The sequence below is a fragment of the Candidatus Planktophila versatilis genome (genome assembly GCF_002288265.1).
Taxonomy (GTDB): Bacteria; Actinomycetota; Actinomycetes; order Nanopelagicales; family Nanopelagicaceae; genus Planktophila; species Planktophila versatilis.
The window spans coordinates 856,972-872,790 of sequence record NZ_CP016778.1; the positions used below are offsets into that span (position 1 = coordinate 856,972).

General features: G+C 49.2%; 16 protein-coding genes and 1 pseudogene. 1 reads left to right on the top strand and 16 read right to left on the bottom strand.

The window, feature by feature from the left end; all coding sequences use genetic code 11:
• Positions 1-2: 2 nt before the first annotated feature.
• The 8 genes from A1sIIB76_RS04365 to A1sIIB76_RS04400 form a co-directional block, all read right to left on the bottom strand.
• Positions 3-473 carry a DinB family protein gene (locus tag A1sIIB76_RS04365; protein WP_095697093.1) on the bottom strand — a complete coding sequence of 157 codons (471 nt, stop codon included), beginning with the start codon at positions 471-473 and terminating at the stop codon, positions 3-5.
• Between the two features lie 13 nt (positions 474-486).
• Positions 487-1,608: a dual-specificity RNA methyltransferase RlmN gene (gene rlmN, locus A1sIIB76_RS04370; RefSeq protein ID WP_095697094.1), complete on the bottom strand. Its 1,122-nt coding sequence runs from the start codon at positions 1,606-1,608 to the stop codon at positions 487-489.
• Positions 1,605-2,465, bottom strand: coding sequence for a phosphatidate cytidylyltransferase (locus tag A1sIIB76_RS04375; protein ID WP_095697095.1), 861 nt, complete (start codon positions 2,463-2,465; stop codon positions 1,605-1,607). The genes rlmN and A1sIIB76_RS04375 overlap by 4 nt, the downstream gene beginning before the upstream one ends.
• A 23-nt stretch (positions 2,466-2,488) precedes the next feature.
• The gene (gene frr / locus A1sIIB76_RS04380) at positions 2,489-3,052 is read right to left on the bottom strand and encodes a ribosome recycling factor (RefSeq protein WP_095697096.1); all 564 of its coding nucleotides are present in this window, start codon (positions 3,050-3,052) and stop codon (positions 2,489-2,491) included.
• Positions 3,053-3,080: 28 nt separating this feature from the next.
• Entirely contained in the window at positions 3,081-3,803 is a 723-nt protein-coding gene (gene pyrH, locus A1sIIB76_RS04385) for a UMP kinase (RefSeq protein ID WP_095675010.1), read from the bottom strand.
• A gap of 46 nt (positions 3,804-3,849) precedes the next feature.
• On the bottom strand, positions 3,850-4,677 hold the full coding sequence (gene tsf / locus A1sIIB76_RS04390) for a translation elongation factor Ts (RefSeq protein ID WP_095697097.1): 828 nt from the start codon (positions 4,675-4,677) through the stop codon (positions 3,850-3,852).
• A 5-nt stretch (positions 4,678-4,682) separates the two neighbouring features.
• Positions 4,683-5,477: a 30S ribosomal protein S2 gene (gene rpsB / locus A1sIIB76_RS04395; protein ID WP_095684864.1), complete on the bottom strand. Its 795-nt coding sequence runs from the start codon at positions 5,475-5,477 to the stop codon at positions 4,683-4,685.
• Positions 5,478-5,722: 245 nt separating this feature from the next.
• Entirely contained in the window at positions 5,723-6,634 is a 912-nt protein-coding gene (locus A1sIIB76_RS04400; protein ID WP_095697098.1) for a tyrosine recombinase XerC, read from the bottom strand.
• Positions 6,635-6,715: 81 nt separating this feature from the next.
• Here A1sIIB76_RS04400 and A1sIIB76_RS04405 point away from each other — a divergent pair, with 81 nt between their 5' ends.
• The gene (locus A1sIIB76_RS04405; RefSeq protein WP_125918788.1) at positions 6,716-6,955 is read left to right on the top strand and encodes a hypothetical protein; all 240 of its coding nucleotides are present in this window, start codon (positions 6,716-6,718) and stop codon (positions 6,953-6,955) included.
• Here the strand turns inward: A1sIIB76_RS04405 and A1sIIB76_RS06910 are convergent, their stop codons facing one another.
• The 8 genes and pseudogenes from A1sIIB76_RS06910 to A1sIIB76_RS04445 form a co-directional block, all read right to left on the bottom strand.
• Positions 6,956-7,207 carry a helix-turn-helix domain-containing protein gene (locus A1sIIB76_RS06910; RefSeq protein ID WP_190279055.1) on the bottom strand — a complete coding sequence of 84 codons (252 nt, stop codon included), beginning with the start codon at positions 7,205-7,207 and terminating at the stop codon, positions 6,956-6,958. It abuts the gene before it with no gap.
• 31 nt (positions 7,208-7,238) lie between these two features.
• Complete coding sequence (gene cimA, locus A1sIIB76_RS04415; protein ID WP_095675016.1) at positions 7,239-8,828, bottom strand: citramalate synthase; 1,590 nt, start codon at positions 8,826-8,828, stop codon at positions 7,239-7,241.
• On the bottom strand, positions 8,825-9,907 hold the full coding sequence (locus A1sIIB76_RS04420) for a branched-chain amino acid aminotransferase (RefSeq protein WP_095697099.1): 1,083 nt from the start codon (positions 9,905-9,907) through the stop codon (positions 8,825-8,827). Before A1sIIB76_RS04420 ends, cimA begins: the two co-directional genes overlap by 4 nt.
• Complete coding sequence (locus A1sIIB76_RS04425) at positions 9,908-10,948, bottom strand: 3-isopropylmalate dehydrogenase (protein ID WP_095697100.1); 1,041 nt, start codon at positions 10,946-10,948, stop codon at positions 9,908-9,910.
• The gene (gene serA, locus A1sIIB76_RS04430) at positions 10,948-12,567 is read right to left on the bottom strand and encodes a phosphoglycerate dehydrogenase (protein ID WP_190286225.1); all 1,620 of its coding nucleotides are present in this window, start codon (positions 12,565-12,567) and stop codon (positions 10,948-10,950) included. The genes A1sIIB76_RS04425 and serA overlap by 1 nt, the downstream gene beginning before the upstream one ends.
• Positions 12,533-13,558 carry a ketol-acid reductoisomerase gene (gene ilvC / locus A1sIIB76_RS04435; protein ID WP_190286262.1) on the bottom strand — a complete coding sequence of 342 codons (1,026 nt, stop codon included), beginning with the start codon at positions 13,556-13,558 and terminating at the stop codon, positions 12,533-12,535. The genes serA and ilvC overlap by 35 nt, the downstream gene beginning before the upstream one ends.
• 90 nt (positions 13,559-13,648) lie before the next feature.
• Positions 13,649-13,894: pseudogene (ilvN, locus tag A1sIIB76_RS04440) on the bottom strand (acetolactate synthase small subunit); the annotation flags it as partial.
• Positions 13,894-15,657 (bottom strand): acetolactate synthase large subunit, encoded by a 1,764-nt coding sequence (locus tag A1sIIB76_RS04445; RefSeq protein ID WP_095697102.1) that lies wholly within the window; start codon positions 15,655-15,657, stop codon positions 13,894-13,896. The pseudogene ilvN and the gene A1sIIB76_RS04445, both read right to left, overlap by 1 nt.
• Between the last annotated feature and the right edge of the window lie 162 nt (positions 15,658-15,819).

Genomic DNA, 15,819 nt, shown 5'->3' on the forward strand with positions numbered 1-15,819 from the left:
TCTTATGCCTGACCCTTCGTTGCCCTAACCATCTGATCACCATGATCATATGGATGCTTTGTATACGCCTCTAGCCATCTGGCCACAGTGAATTTACCTGATTCGCTATGCTCGCCAAACTTCTCTAAATCACTTTCCTCTAAGCGCTTCACTAAATCTAGTGAACTTGCCCGCACTGCGGCATAGACAGCGATTGCGTTTGCAACCGGCGCGTCAACATAACCAAGCTTTGCTTCATTAGCCCAGGCACCTTCGTCATATCCTTGAATAATCGAGCCCTCTGGCTCGGCAATCAGCCTGCGCAAGCGGGCATAAGACTGGGCTTCCGAATCTGCCATGTGATGAATACATTGGCGAGCAGACCATTCATTTTCTGCGTGCACATCCAACAATTCTGGAGTTAGCGCCCGCGCTAAGTTAAGAAAATACTGACTGGCTGCCTCATAGGCCGCTGCTGCTTCCTTCATATCCATATCGGGATACTAGTTAAATCTTCTCCTTCTCGCTAGCGGCCAACTGACCACAAGCTCCATCAATTTCTCGGCCACGAGTATCTCTCACCGTTACCGGAACACCGTAAGACTCAAGAATTCGCACAAATTCTGCTTCATCTTCCCGCCTTGAAGCGGTCCACTTAGATCCGGGGGTTGGATTCAGCGGAATCAAATTCACGTGAGCATTGCGATTCTTCAGCAATCTTCCCAATAAATCTGAACGCCAAGATTGATCGTTGATATCGCGAATAAGTGCGTACTCAATCGAGTAGCGGCGACCCGTCTTCTTCTCATAGGCATCGGCTGCCGCAAGTACTTCACGAACATTAAACCGATTATTAATTGGCACAAGTGAATCGCGGAGTTCATCATCAGGTGTGTGAAGTGAAACAGCTAAGGTGCAATTAATCCCTTCATCCGTCAGTTTTTCGATTCCTGGAACAAGGCCAACGGTAGAGACAACTACTGAACGAGCAGAGATGCCAAGGCCATCAGGGTTGGGGTCAGTGATGTTACGCAGCGTGCGCACCACTGCCTTGTAGTTAGCAAGTGGTTCACCCATTCCCATAAAGACAATATTGGAAAGTCTTGTGGGTCCTCCTGGCAGCTCACCATTGGCACAGGCCCGAGCTGCGGCAACGATTTGGTCTGTTATTTCTGCCGCCGATAAATTGCGAGTAAGGCCAGCTTGGCCCGTGGCACAGAATGGACAGTTCATGCCACATCCTGCTTGGGATGAAATGCAGACTGTTGTGCGATCTGTGTAACGCATCAATACTGATTCGACGAGAACTCCATCGTGTAACTTCCACAAGTCTTTGCGAGTCATGCCACCATCGGTCGTGCGAGTGGTCACTAGCTCAATCATCTTTGGCGTCAGTGCATCAGCAATTACTTGGCGCTCGGCTGCCGGGATATCAGACCAATCATCGGGTGTGTGAGACAGATGAGAGAAGTAATGCGTTGCAACTTGAGCTGCGCGAAATGGTTGAAAACCAAGTTCCTTCGCCCATGCTTTTCTATCAGCCGGTGCCAGATCAGCTAAATGCTTCGGAGCCTTCTTGCGTTGTACTGGCTCATCAAAGACTAATTTCAACTCTGAATTAGTTGTCATATCAGACCTGAATCTTGCGCACGTCGCACAATTTCAAGTGCGAGCCACAAGGCAGGTGCGGCAAAGAGAACTGAATCTAGGCGATCCATAACTCCCCCATGTCCAGGCAGAAGAGTTCCCATATCTTTAATGGCAACATCTCGCTTCAGTGCAGATTCAATGAGATCTCCGGCCGTTGCGGTAAAGACGGTGAGCACGCCAGCTGCTGCACCTAACCACCAATCAGAATCCATAATGTAACGAAAAGCGAGTGAACCACCGATTACCGTAAAGATCAGAGAGCCAACAAGACCTTCAATAGTCTTCTTCGGGCTGATCTTTGGTGCAAGAGGACGCTTACCGATCAGAACTCCGGTCAGATAAGCAAAGGTGTCGTTGCACGAAACCAGAATGACGAAGGTCATTACGCGCTCAAGTCCGTTATAGGGGCGAGCCAGCAGAATCAAGAATCCAGCCAAAAATGGTAGATAGATAAGAGCCAGTGCTGAAGCTGAAGCAGTCTTGACGAAGTTTTCAGTTCCACGCGGTAGCAAGAGAACTAGTAATGCTGGGAAGGAGATTGCGGTTGCAACAGCTAAACCAGAGACTCCCCCAAGCCAGGTTGATGCACACAGTGCAATCGAGGCGGTAGTTAAGGACCAGAGTGGAATGTGAATATCTACGGCGGTAAAGGCGCGATTGATCTCACGGATTCCAAGAATGACTGCGCCAGTAACTAGAACAGCAAATAGAACTCGGAAGGTTGAAAGTGATAACCAGACAAGGAGAAGGATTCCCAGGCTGACCAGGATGGAGGGCAGAAGTTTTCGACCAGCGCGCTTATTAATAGCCTCGTTAATCGAATGTAAATCAGACACGGTAAGTGAGCCCCAAGGAAGTCTTAGACTTCTAGAAGCTCAGCCTCCTTATGCTTTAAAAGCTCATCAATCTTGGCCACATGATCTGATGTGATCTTCTCAAGCTCTTTCTCACCACGACTTAAATCATCTTTTCCAATATCGCCATCTTTTTCTAACTTCTCCATCAATTCTTTTGCAGTGCGGCGGATATTGCGCACGGAAATCTTTGAATCCTCCGCCTTAGTCTTTGCCACCTTGATGTAATCCTTACGGCGCTCCTCCGTTAACTGCGGAAAGCTCACTCGAATCACTGCGCCATCGGAAGCTGGGTTGACGCCCAAATCTGATTCCCGGATTGCTTTTTCAATTGAGGCACTTGCGCCCTTATCAAAGGGAGAGATGATTGCCATCCGTGATTCCGGGATCTGAATAGAGGCAAGCTGTGAAAGTGGAGTGTAGGTACCGTAGTAATCGACCATGATCTTGTTAAACATGGCAGGGTGAGCACGGCCGGTGCGAATAGCGCCAAAGTCATCTTTGGCAACTTCCACAGCCTTATTCATCTTCTCGGTCGCTTCATGAAGTGCGCTGGTTACATCTGCCATGGTCTGTGCTCCTTATGTATCTCTCGTTCTAAGAAACGAGAGTTCCAATCTTTTCACCACGTACTGCGCGGCCAATATTTCCATTGGTCATCAAGTCAAAGACCACGATAGGTAGGTGGTTCTCGCGACATAAGCTAAATGCGGCAGCATCGGCTACTGCCAGTGACTTCTGCAAGACTTCATCATAAGAAATCGTGTCAAACATTGTGGCGCTCTTATCTTTCCGTGGATCTGCGTTATAAACGCCATCGACGCCAGATTTTGCAAGCAGGAGCGCTCCTGCTCCTATTTCAAGTGCGCGCTGGGCGGCAACGGTATCTGTTGTAAAGAACGGCATTCCGGCACCTGCACCAAAGATCACTACGCGACCCTTTTCCAGGTGGCGAATAGCACGGCGTGGAACATATGGCTCAGCAACTTGACCCATAGCAATAGCAGTTTGAACGCGAGTATCAACGCCCTCTTTTTCCAGGAAGTCTTGCAGTGCTAAACAGTTCATCACTGTGCCGAGCATTCCCATGTAGTCAGCGCGAGAGCGCTCCATGCCACGCTCAGATAGTTCGGCGCCCCGGAAGAAATTACCGCCACCGACAACAATGGCGATTTGAACTCCACTGCGAACTACATCTGCAATCTGTTTTGCCACATCTGCTAAGACATCGGGATCAACACCGATGCCCTTATTGCCTCCGAAAACTTCGCCAGAAAGCTTAAGGAGCACCCGCTGATACGTTCCTCTTGTACCTGGCATTGGTGCTCCCCTCGCTCTACTTCGTTTTAAATCCTTAGGATTTAGTTTACTGACCTACGCGGAAACGGTGGAATGCCTTGACGGCGGTTCCTGCCTCATCGAGGATCTGCTTCACGGTCTTCTTGGCATCCTTAGCAAAAGCCTGCTCGATAAGTGAAACTTCCTTCACAAAACCAGTAACGCGGCCTTCGATAATCTTTGAAAGTGAAGCCTCTGGCTTACCTTCTGCGCGAGCTGTCTCCTCAGCTAGTCGACGCTCAGTTTCAATGAGGTCTGCTGGAACATCTTCGCGATTAACAAAACGTGGTGCAAATGCTGCGATGTGCTGTGCCACATCTTTACCTACTTCTGCTGCTTCCTTCGCAAGTGAGACTAGAACGCCAACCTGTGGTGGCAAATCTGGACTTGTCTTGTGAAGATAAAGTCCAACTGGACCTTGGATTACCGCAACGTTGCGAATTTCAATCTTCTCACCCAGCGTGGCATTTCCTTCATCAATCACAGACTGCACGGTCTTGCCGTTAGCCATCGTTGATGCCAGGAATGTTGCCACATCTGCTGACTTAGCAGAAAGCAGGTGCTCGATCATTTCATCGCCAAGTGCGATAAAACGCTCGCCCTTTGCCACGAAGTCTGTCTCGCAGTTCAGTTCTAGCATGACGCCAACGTCACCTGAAACCTTTGCCACGACCAAACCATTTGAAGTTAAACGACCTTCGCGCTTGGTAACGCCCTTTTGTCCCTTAACCCGAATGATTTCAACAGCCTTGTCATAATCACCGTCTGCTTCATCAAGTGCCTTCTTGCAATCGAGCATTCCTGCTGCAGTTGCTTCGCGAAGGCGCTTTACATCATTTGCTGAATAGTTAGCCAATTTACTTATGCCTCCACTGGTGCATCGGTTGCTGGTGCTGATGCTTGCAGGATCTCTGTCTCAAGAGCTTCTGCTGCTGCAGCCTCTGCAGTTGCAACTGGAGCTGGCGCAGCTGCGGTGCGAGCCTTTAGGCCCTCAACAATTGCATCAGTGATCACGCGAGTAAGTAACTCGATTGAACGAATCGCATCATCATTACCTGGGATCTTGAAATCAACTTCATCTGGATCACAGTTGGTATCAAGGATGGCAATGACAGGAATGCCAAGCTTCTTAGCTTCAGCAACTGCTAGGTGCTCCTTCTTGGTATCGACAACCCAGATTGCGGAAGGCAACTTAGTCATGTGACGAATACCGTCGAGGTTCTTAAATAGTTTTTCGCGCTCACGGCGAAGAACAAGAAGTTCTTTCTTTGTGAGCAAGAGGTCATTTGCTGTCTCAAGTGCTTCTAGTTCTTTCAGACGCTGAATACGCTTATAGACAGTTGGGAAGTTTGTGAGCATTCCACCTAACCAGCGCTCAGTAACGGTTGGCATGCCAACGCGAGCTGCTTGATCGATGATTGGCTTGTGAGCCTGCTTCTTTGTTCCCACGAATAAGACGTGGCCACCCTTAGCAACAGTGTCCTTAACGAAAGCGTATGCAGAGTCGATAAGTGCAAGTGATTGCTGGATGTCGATGATGTAGATGCCATTGCGTTCGGTGAAAATAAAACGCTTCATCTTTGGATTCCAACGACGAGTCTGGTGTCCGAAGTGGACTCCGCTGTCGAGGAGTTCGCGCATTGTTACAACTGCCATGACGGCACGCTCCTTCTTAGGTTTTTGTGCACAGCACAAGAACCTGCTCGGTTAATGTCTTAACTATTTGCTAAGACCGTCGCACCTACAACGCCGACCAAGTCTTTCGACTAGGACCGAAGTGGCTTGTATTCCCTGAAAAGTCAGTTCATACATAGATGCTGAGATGTCACCAGTTTCGCAACTGGTGCGGGGCAAATCCTACCTGCCGCCAAGGGGTGCAAAATCCACGCCTCATTCACTGGCTAAGCGCGAGGATGAGCCTGCTTAAAGGCTTTCTGCAATCTTTCCGTCGATACATGGGTATAGATCTGGGTAGTGGCAAGGGATGCATGGCCCAATATCTCTTGCACGGTGCGAAGGTCAGCCCCTCCTTCTAGTAGATGTGTTGCAGCTGAATGACGAAGTGCATGTGGTCCCATTCGCTCAACACCTTCTAGCGCAGAGAGTGCTTCATAGACAACGGTGCGAACTGTGCGCTGATCAATGCGCGCACCGCGAGCACCTAAGAAAACAGCTTGGGCTGAGCCACTTCTTGCAATTTCTTCTCTGCCATTATTTAACCAATCATCTAACGCCTTCATTGCTGGATTACCCAGCGGAATCATGCGCTGCTTATCGCCCTTACCGATCACGCGAATGGTATTGCGCTGATAATCGATATCGCCAAGGTCTAGTCCGCAGAGTTCTGAAACTCGAGCCCCAGATGCATAGAGAACTTCGACGATGGCACAATCACGCTTGGAAAGTGGACTCTCTTCTTCGGCCACGCGCGTGGCAAGTGAATCCATAGCAGTGCTGGCATCACTAACAGTAAGCACATCTGGCAGGGTGCGATGGCCCTTCGGTGTAGCAAGGGTTGCCCCTATGTCTTTCGTTAGGTAGCCCTTCTTAGCAGCCCACTTAGTAAAGAGGCGGATTGAGACCGCTCTGCGTGAGAGAGTTGTGCGCGCACCGCCAGTTACTTGTTGGGTTGCCAGCCATGAACGAATATTTGCAATCGTTACCACAGAAATATCTGCCACGCCTTGGCTAGCAAGGCTGTCAAAGAAACTAGTGAGATCCCCTAGATAAGCACGAATTGTGTGCACTGAAAGCGTGCGCTCTTTTTCGAGATGGGCGGTGTATTGCGCCATGATTTTCTCGAAGTGTGACATAGATTAAGAATATCTCCCGTAGTCACGATATCCCCGTCATAAACCGATGCGGATAAGCAACATTTGGACTACCGTGTGAAGGTGCGAATCCGGGTTTCTGAGTCTGTCTCTGTTCCATCTATTTCTCGCAGCGAGAATGGCTCAGTTGAACTCCTGATTAATACCGAGCTCTCCTATGAAGATATCAAGGCATTTATGGGAGATTTACTCACCGATGACGAGTACCTGATTTTCTACACCTTATGGGCTGATGATCTATCAGAGCGAAGTTTCATACCGATTGAAGGCACTACTGACTTCTTTATTGAAAGCCGTTCATAACTAACGCTTATCTAACGCGCCCAAGACAATCAATAAAGTTTCAGGCGAAACTTCTAGAACCTCACATAGCGGTGCAATGACATCAATTGATGGCCGGCGATCATGTCGGAAGTAGCGCGAGATAGTTCCGCGATCTAGGCCAACAAGATTGGCAAATTCTTCATAGCTTCGAATATCTAGTTTTTTAAGTCTTTGGGCTAGCCACTCAGAAGACTCGGTCTTGGTATATCTCCTACTGAGCGTTCTGGTCATGGGTAAAAAGTACAGGAGGTAGTAGAAATATCTACTCCGACTTGCGACCCTGGCGTAGCAGACCAAAGGTAAGGGCATCTTCCAGCGCCATAGCCGAGGCGGCAATAACGTTCTCGTGTACACCCACGGTATTCCACTCACCCTTTCCATCTGAAGTTTCAATCAGAACGCGAGTAACTGCCCCCGTGCCCAGGCGACCTTCCAGGATTCGCACTTTATAGTCAGTGAGTTCAAGTGCGGAAAGTTCTGGGTAAAGCTGATTGAGTCCGGCGCGAAGTGCAGTATCAAAAGCGTTCACCGGACCATTACCGACACCAGAACATGTGATCTCTTTGCCTTGGGCGGTAACTGTTACCTCTGCTTTTGTCAGAATTACATTGTTGGCACCGCGTTCAGTTGTGGTGAGCCAGTGATCAATGGTGAAAAATGATGGGCGCTTCCCGGTTGCTTCTTCACGTAGCAAGAGTTCAAAAGAGGCATCGGCTGCTTCAAAGGTGAAGCCGCGAGCTTCCATCTCTTTAACGCGCTCCACAACGCGACCGATGAGTTCGCGATCGCCATTGAGGTCAACTCCGAGTTCCATGGACTTTAATTCAACTGAAGCACGACCTGCCATATCGGAGACCAACATCCGCATATCGTTTCCAACAGATTCTGGGTCTTCATGTTGATATAGCGCCGGGTCAACTTTAATGGCAGATGCGTGAAGTCCGGCCTTATGTGCAAAGGCTGAGACACCGGTATATGGCTGGCGTGGTGATGGTGAAATATTGGTTACTTCAGCAACTGCATGGGAGATGCGAAATGCCTCACGCAGTGCGTTCTGGGGCAGAACTTCTTTCTTCTTCTTCAACTCAAAGTTAGCAATGATTGTGACCAGGTCAGCGTTACCTGTGCGCTCACCATAACCATTGAGTGTTCCCTGCACGTGTGTCACACCGGCCTTGACTGCAGCCATTGAATTAGCAACTGCGCAGCCGGTGTCATTGTGGCAATGGATACCAAGTCGAGCAGAAGATGCACCGAGAATATCGTGCACCACATCCGCAATTTCATCAGGCAACATTCCACCGTTGGTATCACACAGTGCAATCACATCGGCGCCAGCTTCAGCTGCCACGCGAACTACTTCTAGAGCGTAGGCACGATTGGCACGATAGCCATCAAAGAAGTGCTCGGCATCAAGAAATACTCGCTGACCTTCTTGACGTAAGTGCGTCACTGAATCGCGAATCATTTCTAAGTTTTCAGCCAGCGTTGTTTTCAGTGCTAGCTCAACGTGTCGGTCATATGACTTTGCCACCAGTGTTACGGCCGGCGCCCCAGAGTCACGAAGTGCGCCAAGTAATACATCATCGGCAGCTTTCACATTCGGGCGACGGGTTGCACCGAAAGCCACAAAGGTGGCGTTCTTAAGTTTTAACTCTTTTTTTGCCAGAGCAAAGAATTCAGTATCTTTTGGGTTGGCACCTGGCCAGCCGCCTTCGATAAAGCCAACACCGAGATCATCAAGATGGCGGGCAATAGTGAGTTTGTCGTGAACTGAAAGGTTTAAGCCTTCTTGCTGCGCCCCATCTCGAAGGGTGGTGTCATAGATATGAAAGGCATCGCTGATGCTCACAGCGCAACCTTTTGCATCCAACCGTGCTTATCTTCCGTGGTGCCATGTTGGATTGCTAATAAATGGTTGCGAATCTGCATCGTGATGGTGCCGGGTTCACCGTCACCGGTTACCCAGGTGCCCATCGCAGATTTTGCTTGACCGACAGGTGAAACCACAGCGGCAGTTCCACAGGCAAAGATTTCGGTGATTTCACCGGAAGTCACACCTTCACGCCAGTCATCGATAGAGAGCATGACTTCCTCTGTCTTATAACCAAGGTCTTTGGCTACTGAAAGAATTGAGTCACGAGTAATTCCAGGCAACAAAGTTCCAGTTAACTTTGGAGTAATCACAGTTGCATCGGCGCCTTTACTTTTAACAAAGTAGAGGTTCATGCCGCCCATCTCTTCTATCCATTTACGTTCTTTGGCATCAATCCAAACAACTTGATCGCAACCTTCTTTTGCGGCAGCTTTCTGTGCAATCAGTGAGGCTGCGTAGTTTCCGCCACACTTTGCTTCACCTGTTCCACCTTGAGCTGCGCGAACATATTCAGTAGAGATCCAGACAGAGACTGCCTTGGATGGATCAAAATATGCTCCTGCTGGAGTGGCAATAAGAAGATAGGTGGCCTTATTTGCTGGCCGCACACCGAGTCCAACTTCTGTTGCAATCATAAATGGGCGAATATAAAGAGCTTCTCCGATTTTTCCTGGAACCCAACCAGCATCTTGTTTTACTAGAGTTTGAATTGTCTCTAAGAACAACGCTTCTGGCATTTCCGGAAGTGCAAGACGGTTGGCAGATTTAGCAAAGCGTCGAGCATTAGCTTCCGGGCGAAAGAGTGCGATGCCGCCATCAGGTTGGCGATAAGCCTTCATGCCTTCAAAGATTTCTTGTCCGTAATGAAAGACTGCAGTTGCCGGATCGAGAGTAATCGGGCCGTAAGGCTTGAGCTCTGGCTCTTGCCATCCCCCACTTTCAGTCCACTCACATACGACCATATGGTCGGTGTAATACTTTCCAAAACCACAGTTGGCGACTTTTTCTTCGCGCTCTGCGGTAGGAACAGCGTGTGGATTAAGAGTGATCTTCATTTACTTCACCAATGCTGCTAACGCTGAACCCACTTCAGTGGTGCTGCGCTTTGTCGTCCCACGTGATGCGAGATCACTTGCGACAGCCTTTTCAACATCGCGCGCCGCATCATGGAGCTTTAAATGATCGAGCATCATGGAAATAGACATCACTGTCGCTGTTGGGTCAGCGATATTCTTACCAGCAATATCAGGTGCTGATCCGTGCACAGGTTCAAACATGGATGGGAATTGACCTGTTGGGTTGATATTGCCAGAGGCGGCAAGTCCAATGCCACCACAAATTGCAGCTGCAATATCGGTCAAGATATCTCCGAAGAGATTGTCTGTGACAACGACATCAAAGCGCTCTGGGTTGGTAACAAAGAACATAGAGGCAGCATCAACGTGTAAATAATCGGTAGTTACTGTTGGAAATTCCTTAGCAACTTCATTAAATGTGCGAGTCCAGAGACTGCCGGAACGAGTGAGCACGTTGTTCTTATGAACAAGTGTGAGCTTCTTACGTTCACGGTTGGCGGCGCGGGCAAAGGCATCACGAATAACACGCTCTGCACCCCGTCGGGTATTAAGTGACTCTTCAGTTGCAATCTCATAAGGTGTGCCTTCGGCAAGAAATCCACCAGAACCGGCATATGGTCCTTCGGTACCTTCGCGCACAACGATGAAATCGATAGGGGCCTTGGTAGCAAGTGGACCTGTAACGCCAGGCATTAACTTTGCCGGACGCAAGTTGATGTAGTGATCAAATGCGAATCTGAGTTTAAGCAGAAGTCCGCGCTCGAGAATTCCGCTAGGAACAGTGGGATCTCCAACGGCTCCAAGCAAGATGACATCTGACTTAGCAAGCTCTGCCAGAACAGAATCTGGGAGTACTTCACCCGTGCGATGCCAATATCCGGCACCTAAGTCATAGTGATTCTTGTTGATGGTGAGGTCGTATTTAGTAGCAATGACATCAAGGACTTTAAGTCCTTCAGCAACTACTTCAGTACCGATTCCATCGCCGGCAATAACCGCGAGATTAATTGTGCGTGACATTAGTTCACCAACCTAACTGATCGGACTATCTCGGCGCCTGTCTCTTTTTTAACACTTTCAGCAACCGCATCAGAGACAGCAGAATCAACGGTCAGTGCCATAAGTGCGCTACCGCCAGCAGTTATACGAGCAACCTGCATGCCCGCAATATTTATCTTCGCACTACCTAGTGCATTACCCACCGCGCCAACTACTCCCGGCTTATCTGCATAACGCAAGAAAAGCAGGTTCTCTGTCGGTGGCAGATCTAGGTCAAAGCCATCGATTGCAATGATTTTCTCTACTTTGCGAATGCCCATCAGAGTTCCATCAACGACAAGTGATTTTCCGTTATTAAGAGCTGCACGCAGTGAAATCATGCTGCGGTACTCCGGGCTATCAGGTGTTGTCGTAACAGAAGAAGTAACCCCACGTTCTGCAGCCAACCCTGGTGCATTCACATAAGTAACATCTTCAGCACCTGATGCAACGAGGGCTCCCTTCAGAGCACTGATTGCAAGAATAGAAGAGTCATGACCGGAGATATCACCTTTTACGATGATCTCCATGGAGACTGGGGTTTCACCAGCAATAGCAGTTGCTAGTTGCGCCATCTTCTCCACAAGTGGAAGTGATGGACGAATCTCATCGTGAATAGCTCCACCTTTAACGTTGACCGCATCAGGAACCAGTTCACCGGCAAGTGCTTTACGCACTGAAACGGCAACGGCAATTCCGGCACGCTCTTGTGCTTCATCAGTAGAAGCTCCAAGGTGCGGGGTTGCAACCACTTGATCAAGTTGGAACAAAGGTGAATCAGTACATGGCTCAGTCACATAGACATCAAGTCCAGCACCGGCAACGCGACCTTCAACGATGGCATCATAAAGAGCGCTCTCATCAAGTACGCCACCGCGTGCGGCGTTGATGATGCGAACTTCCTTCTTAACCTTCTTCAGCGCTTCCACACCGATGAGGTTGGCAGTCTCTTTTGTCTTAGGCAGGTGAATGGTGATGAAATCACTTCGCTTAAGAAGTTCATCGAGCTCTACTAATTCGACTCCTAATTGCGCCGCTTTTGCTGGCTGCAAGTAAGGATCGAATGCGATGATGTTCATGCCAAATGCCTGCATGCGATGAGCAACAAGTTGCCCAATGCGACCGAAACCAACAACTCCAAGAGTCTTTTCAAAGAGCTCGGCTCCGGTGTACTTTGAACGCGCCCACTTGCCATTGCGAAGTGCCGCATGGGCTGGTGAGATAAATCGAGCGGAAGCAAGCAACAATGAAATTGCGAGTTCTGCTGCTGAAACTATGTTTGAAGTGGGTGCATTAACAACCATTACTCCGGCCGCAGTTGCAGCTGGAATATCTACGTTATCAAGACCCACACCTGCACGAGCAATAACTTTTAGACCCTTTGCACCAGCAATTGCCTCTGCATCCATCTTGGTCGCAGAGCGAATCAGAACCGCGTCCACTCCGGCGCCCAGTGCTGCCAGAAGTTCAGCGCGGTTTGCACCGTCGCAATTGCGAACTTCAAAGTCAGGTCCTAAGGCATCTAGTGTTGCAGCGCTGAGTTCTTCAGCAATTAAAACAACGGGTTTAGCCACGCGCCGCACTTCCCTCTTTGTAATCATCCTTATTTGAGCTCTTAATCCAGGTAAACATCTTGCGAAGTTCGCGTCCTACGTTTTCAATGATGTGGGTTTCACCCTTGGCACGCAGCGCCTTGAATTCAACTCCACCTGCTTCTTGATCATCAATGAAGCGCTTTGCAAATGCACCAGATTGAATTTCAGACAGGATCGTCTTCATATTCTCTTTCACGCGTGGATCAATAACGCGTGGTCCTGAGACATAGTCACCGAATTCAGCAGTATCTGACACAGACCAGCGCTGCTTTGCAATTCCACCTTCATACATAAGATCAACGATGAGCTTAAGTTCGTGCAGGCACTCGAAGTATGCAACCTCTGGCTGATATCCCGCTTCCACAAGAGTTTCAAAGCCATACATCACTAACTGGGAAGCGCCACCACAGAGAACTGCCTGCTCACCAAATAGATCTGTCTCAGTCTCTTCAGTGAAGGTTGTAAGAATTCCACCGGCGCGAAGTCCACCGATTGCCTTTGCATAAGAAAGTGTGAGCGGCCATGCACTGCCAGTTGAATCTTGTTCCACTGCAACGATGACAGGAACTCCGCGGCCGGCTGCATATTCGCGGCGTACTAAGTGACCCGGACCCTTTGGCGCAACCATACAGACATCTACTTCTGCAGTTGGCTTGATGTAACCGAAGCGAATATTAAATCCGTGACCAAAGAAGAGGGCGTCGCCCTTTTTAAGGTTAGGCAAGATTGAATCTGTGTAAATATGACGCTGCAAGTGATCTGGCGCAAGGAGCATGATGACAGTTGCTTCCTTAACCGCTTCGGCAACGCTGACAACACGCAAGCCTTCTGCTTCTGCCTTTGCACGAGATGGTGAACCCTCTTTAAGACCAACGCGGACATCGACACCTGAGTCACGTAGGTTCAAAGCATGTGCGTGGCCTTGTGAGCCGTAACCGATGATCGCGACCTTGCGACCTTGGATGATTGCTAGATCTGCATCGTCTTCGTGATACATCGTTGCCACGGTATTTCTCCTTTAGTAGTTTCTTGCTTAGTTTTGATAGTCGGGTTGGGTACTTATTACTTCTGGTTTGCTGCCGGTCAAGACTTCCTTAATTGAAATCACGCTAATTAACTTATCGAGCTGGGCGATGACCTGCTCAAGTGAGTGACCTTCCACCCCAACGACGATAACCATCTTGGAAATTGTTGGGTCTTGGGTTGGACCCACATTAAGCGAATCAATATTGAAGGCACGACGTGAGAATAGTCCAGCTACGCGAGCCAAAACTCCAGGTGAGTTTTCAACCAGAACTTCGAGCGTGTGTTGGCGACGGGAGGCTGTAGTCATTAGAGCTCCTGTGAATCCCAGTCGGGGGCGGTAGCCCGAGCAATCATGATCTCGTCATTTGATGTGCCAGCGGCAACCATCGGCCAGACCATGGCATCACGGTGAACCCGGAAATCAACGACAACTGGTTGATCATTAATTGACATAGCTTTTTCAATTGTCTTATCAAGATCTTCTGGGCGATCACAGGCAAGTCCGACGCAGCCCATAGATTCGGCAAGCATCGGAAAGTTAGGAACGCGCTTGGACTCAAGTGATGTATTTGAGTAACGACTGTCATAGAACAGTGTCTGCCACTGGCGAACCATGCCGAGAGATTCATTGTTGATGATGGCAACTTTGATAGGAATGTTATTTAGCGCGCACGTTACTAACTCTTGGTTAGTCATTTGAAAACAGCCATCGCCATCGATAGCCCAGACAGTTGTATCAGGTGCTGCAACTTTTGCACCCATGGCAGCAGGAACGCCATAGCCCATAGTTCCGGCGCCACCGGAGTTAAGCCAGGTGCGTGGATGTTCGTAAGAAATAAACTGTGATGCCCACATCTGGTGCTGACCAACACCGGCGGTGAAAATGGTGTCGGTGCCAGAAATCTGTCCAAGGCGTTGGATAACCAGTTGTGGTGAAAGTGAACCATCATCTGGAATATCAAAGCCCAATGGGTAGGTTGATTTAAGTGAATTCATCTGACGTAGCCAGGCGGTGAGATCGGGCTTGTTCTTAGCAAGTGCTGCCTTCAACGCTGGAACAAGTGCCGCCATTGTCTCTCTGACATCGCCCACAACGGCAACATCAGCATGACGGTTCTTACCAATTTCAGCAGGATCAATATCAGCATGGAGAATTTTGGCGTTTGGCGCAAAGGTAGAGAGCTTGCCGGTCACGCGATCATCAAAGCGAGCACCTAAAGTAATAAGTAGGTCAGCTTTCTGTAGCGCAGTAACAGCCGCAACTGTTCCGTGCATTCCAGGCATTCCCATATGCAACGGATGTGAATCAGGAAAAGCTCCGCGCGCCATCAAAGTAGTGACAACAGGTGCACCAAGAAGTTCCACAAGTGCCCGAAGTTCAGCCGCAGCATTTGCCTTGATTACTCCGCCTCCCACATAGAAGACAGGCTTAGAAGATTGCGCAATGAGCGCTGCTGCATCGGTGATTGCCTGCGCGTTCGGTGTTGACTGAGGCTTGTAGCCAGCTAAATTAATTGAGGTTGGCCAATTAAAAGTTGTCATCTTTTGCAGCGCATCTTTTGCAACATCGACAAGAACTGGGCCCGGACGACCGGTTGTTGCGATGTGGAAGGCTTCAGCGATAGCTCCAGGAATTTCGGCAGGATCAGTAATCAAATAGTTGTGCTTAGTAAATGGCATTGTGATGCCACGGATATCTGCCTCTTGAAAAGCATCAGTTCCGATTGCCGCAGATGGCACCTGACCGGTGATTGCAACAAGTGGCACTGAGTCCATGGAAGCATCCATTAATGGTGTTACCAGGTTTGTCGCACCTGGTCCTGATGTTGCAATACAAACGCCGGCGCGACCAGAAACTTGGGCATATCCAGTTGCAGCATGGCCCGCGCCTTGTTCGTGGCGCACAAGAATGTGGCGAATTGTTGAATCATAAATTGGATCGTAAGCAGGAAGAATTGCGCCACCTGGGAGTCCGAACATCACTTCAACGCCAGCAGCTTCCAGGCTCTTCACAAGTGCAGTAGCCCCAGTCATTGCGGTGCCGTTTGCTGTTGGAACATGCTTTGCCATCTTCGTACTCCTTTCCGTAATCCGAACTTGCTCAATCTTGTTAAATGAAAAAACCCTCAGATATCTGAGGGCGCGTGTGACGTGAAGGCACGCGCTATCGAATCACCACCACTGAAATAACTGACGAACGCTGTGATTGCATGCGCCTATTATCCAACGTAG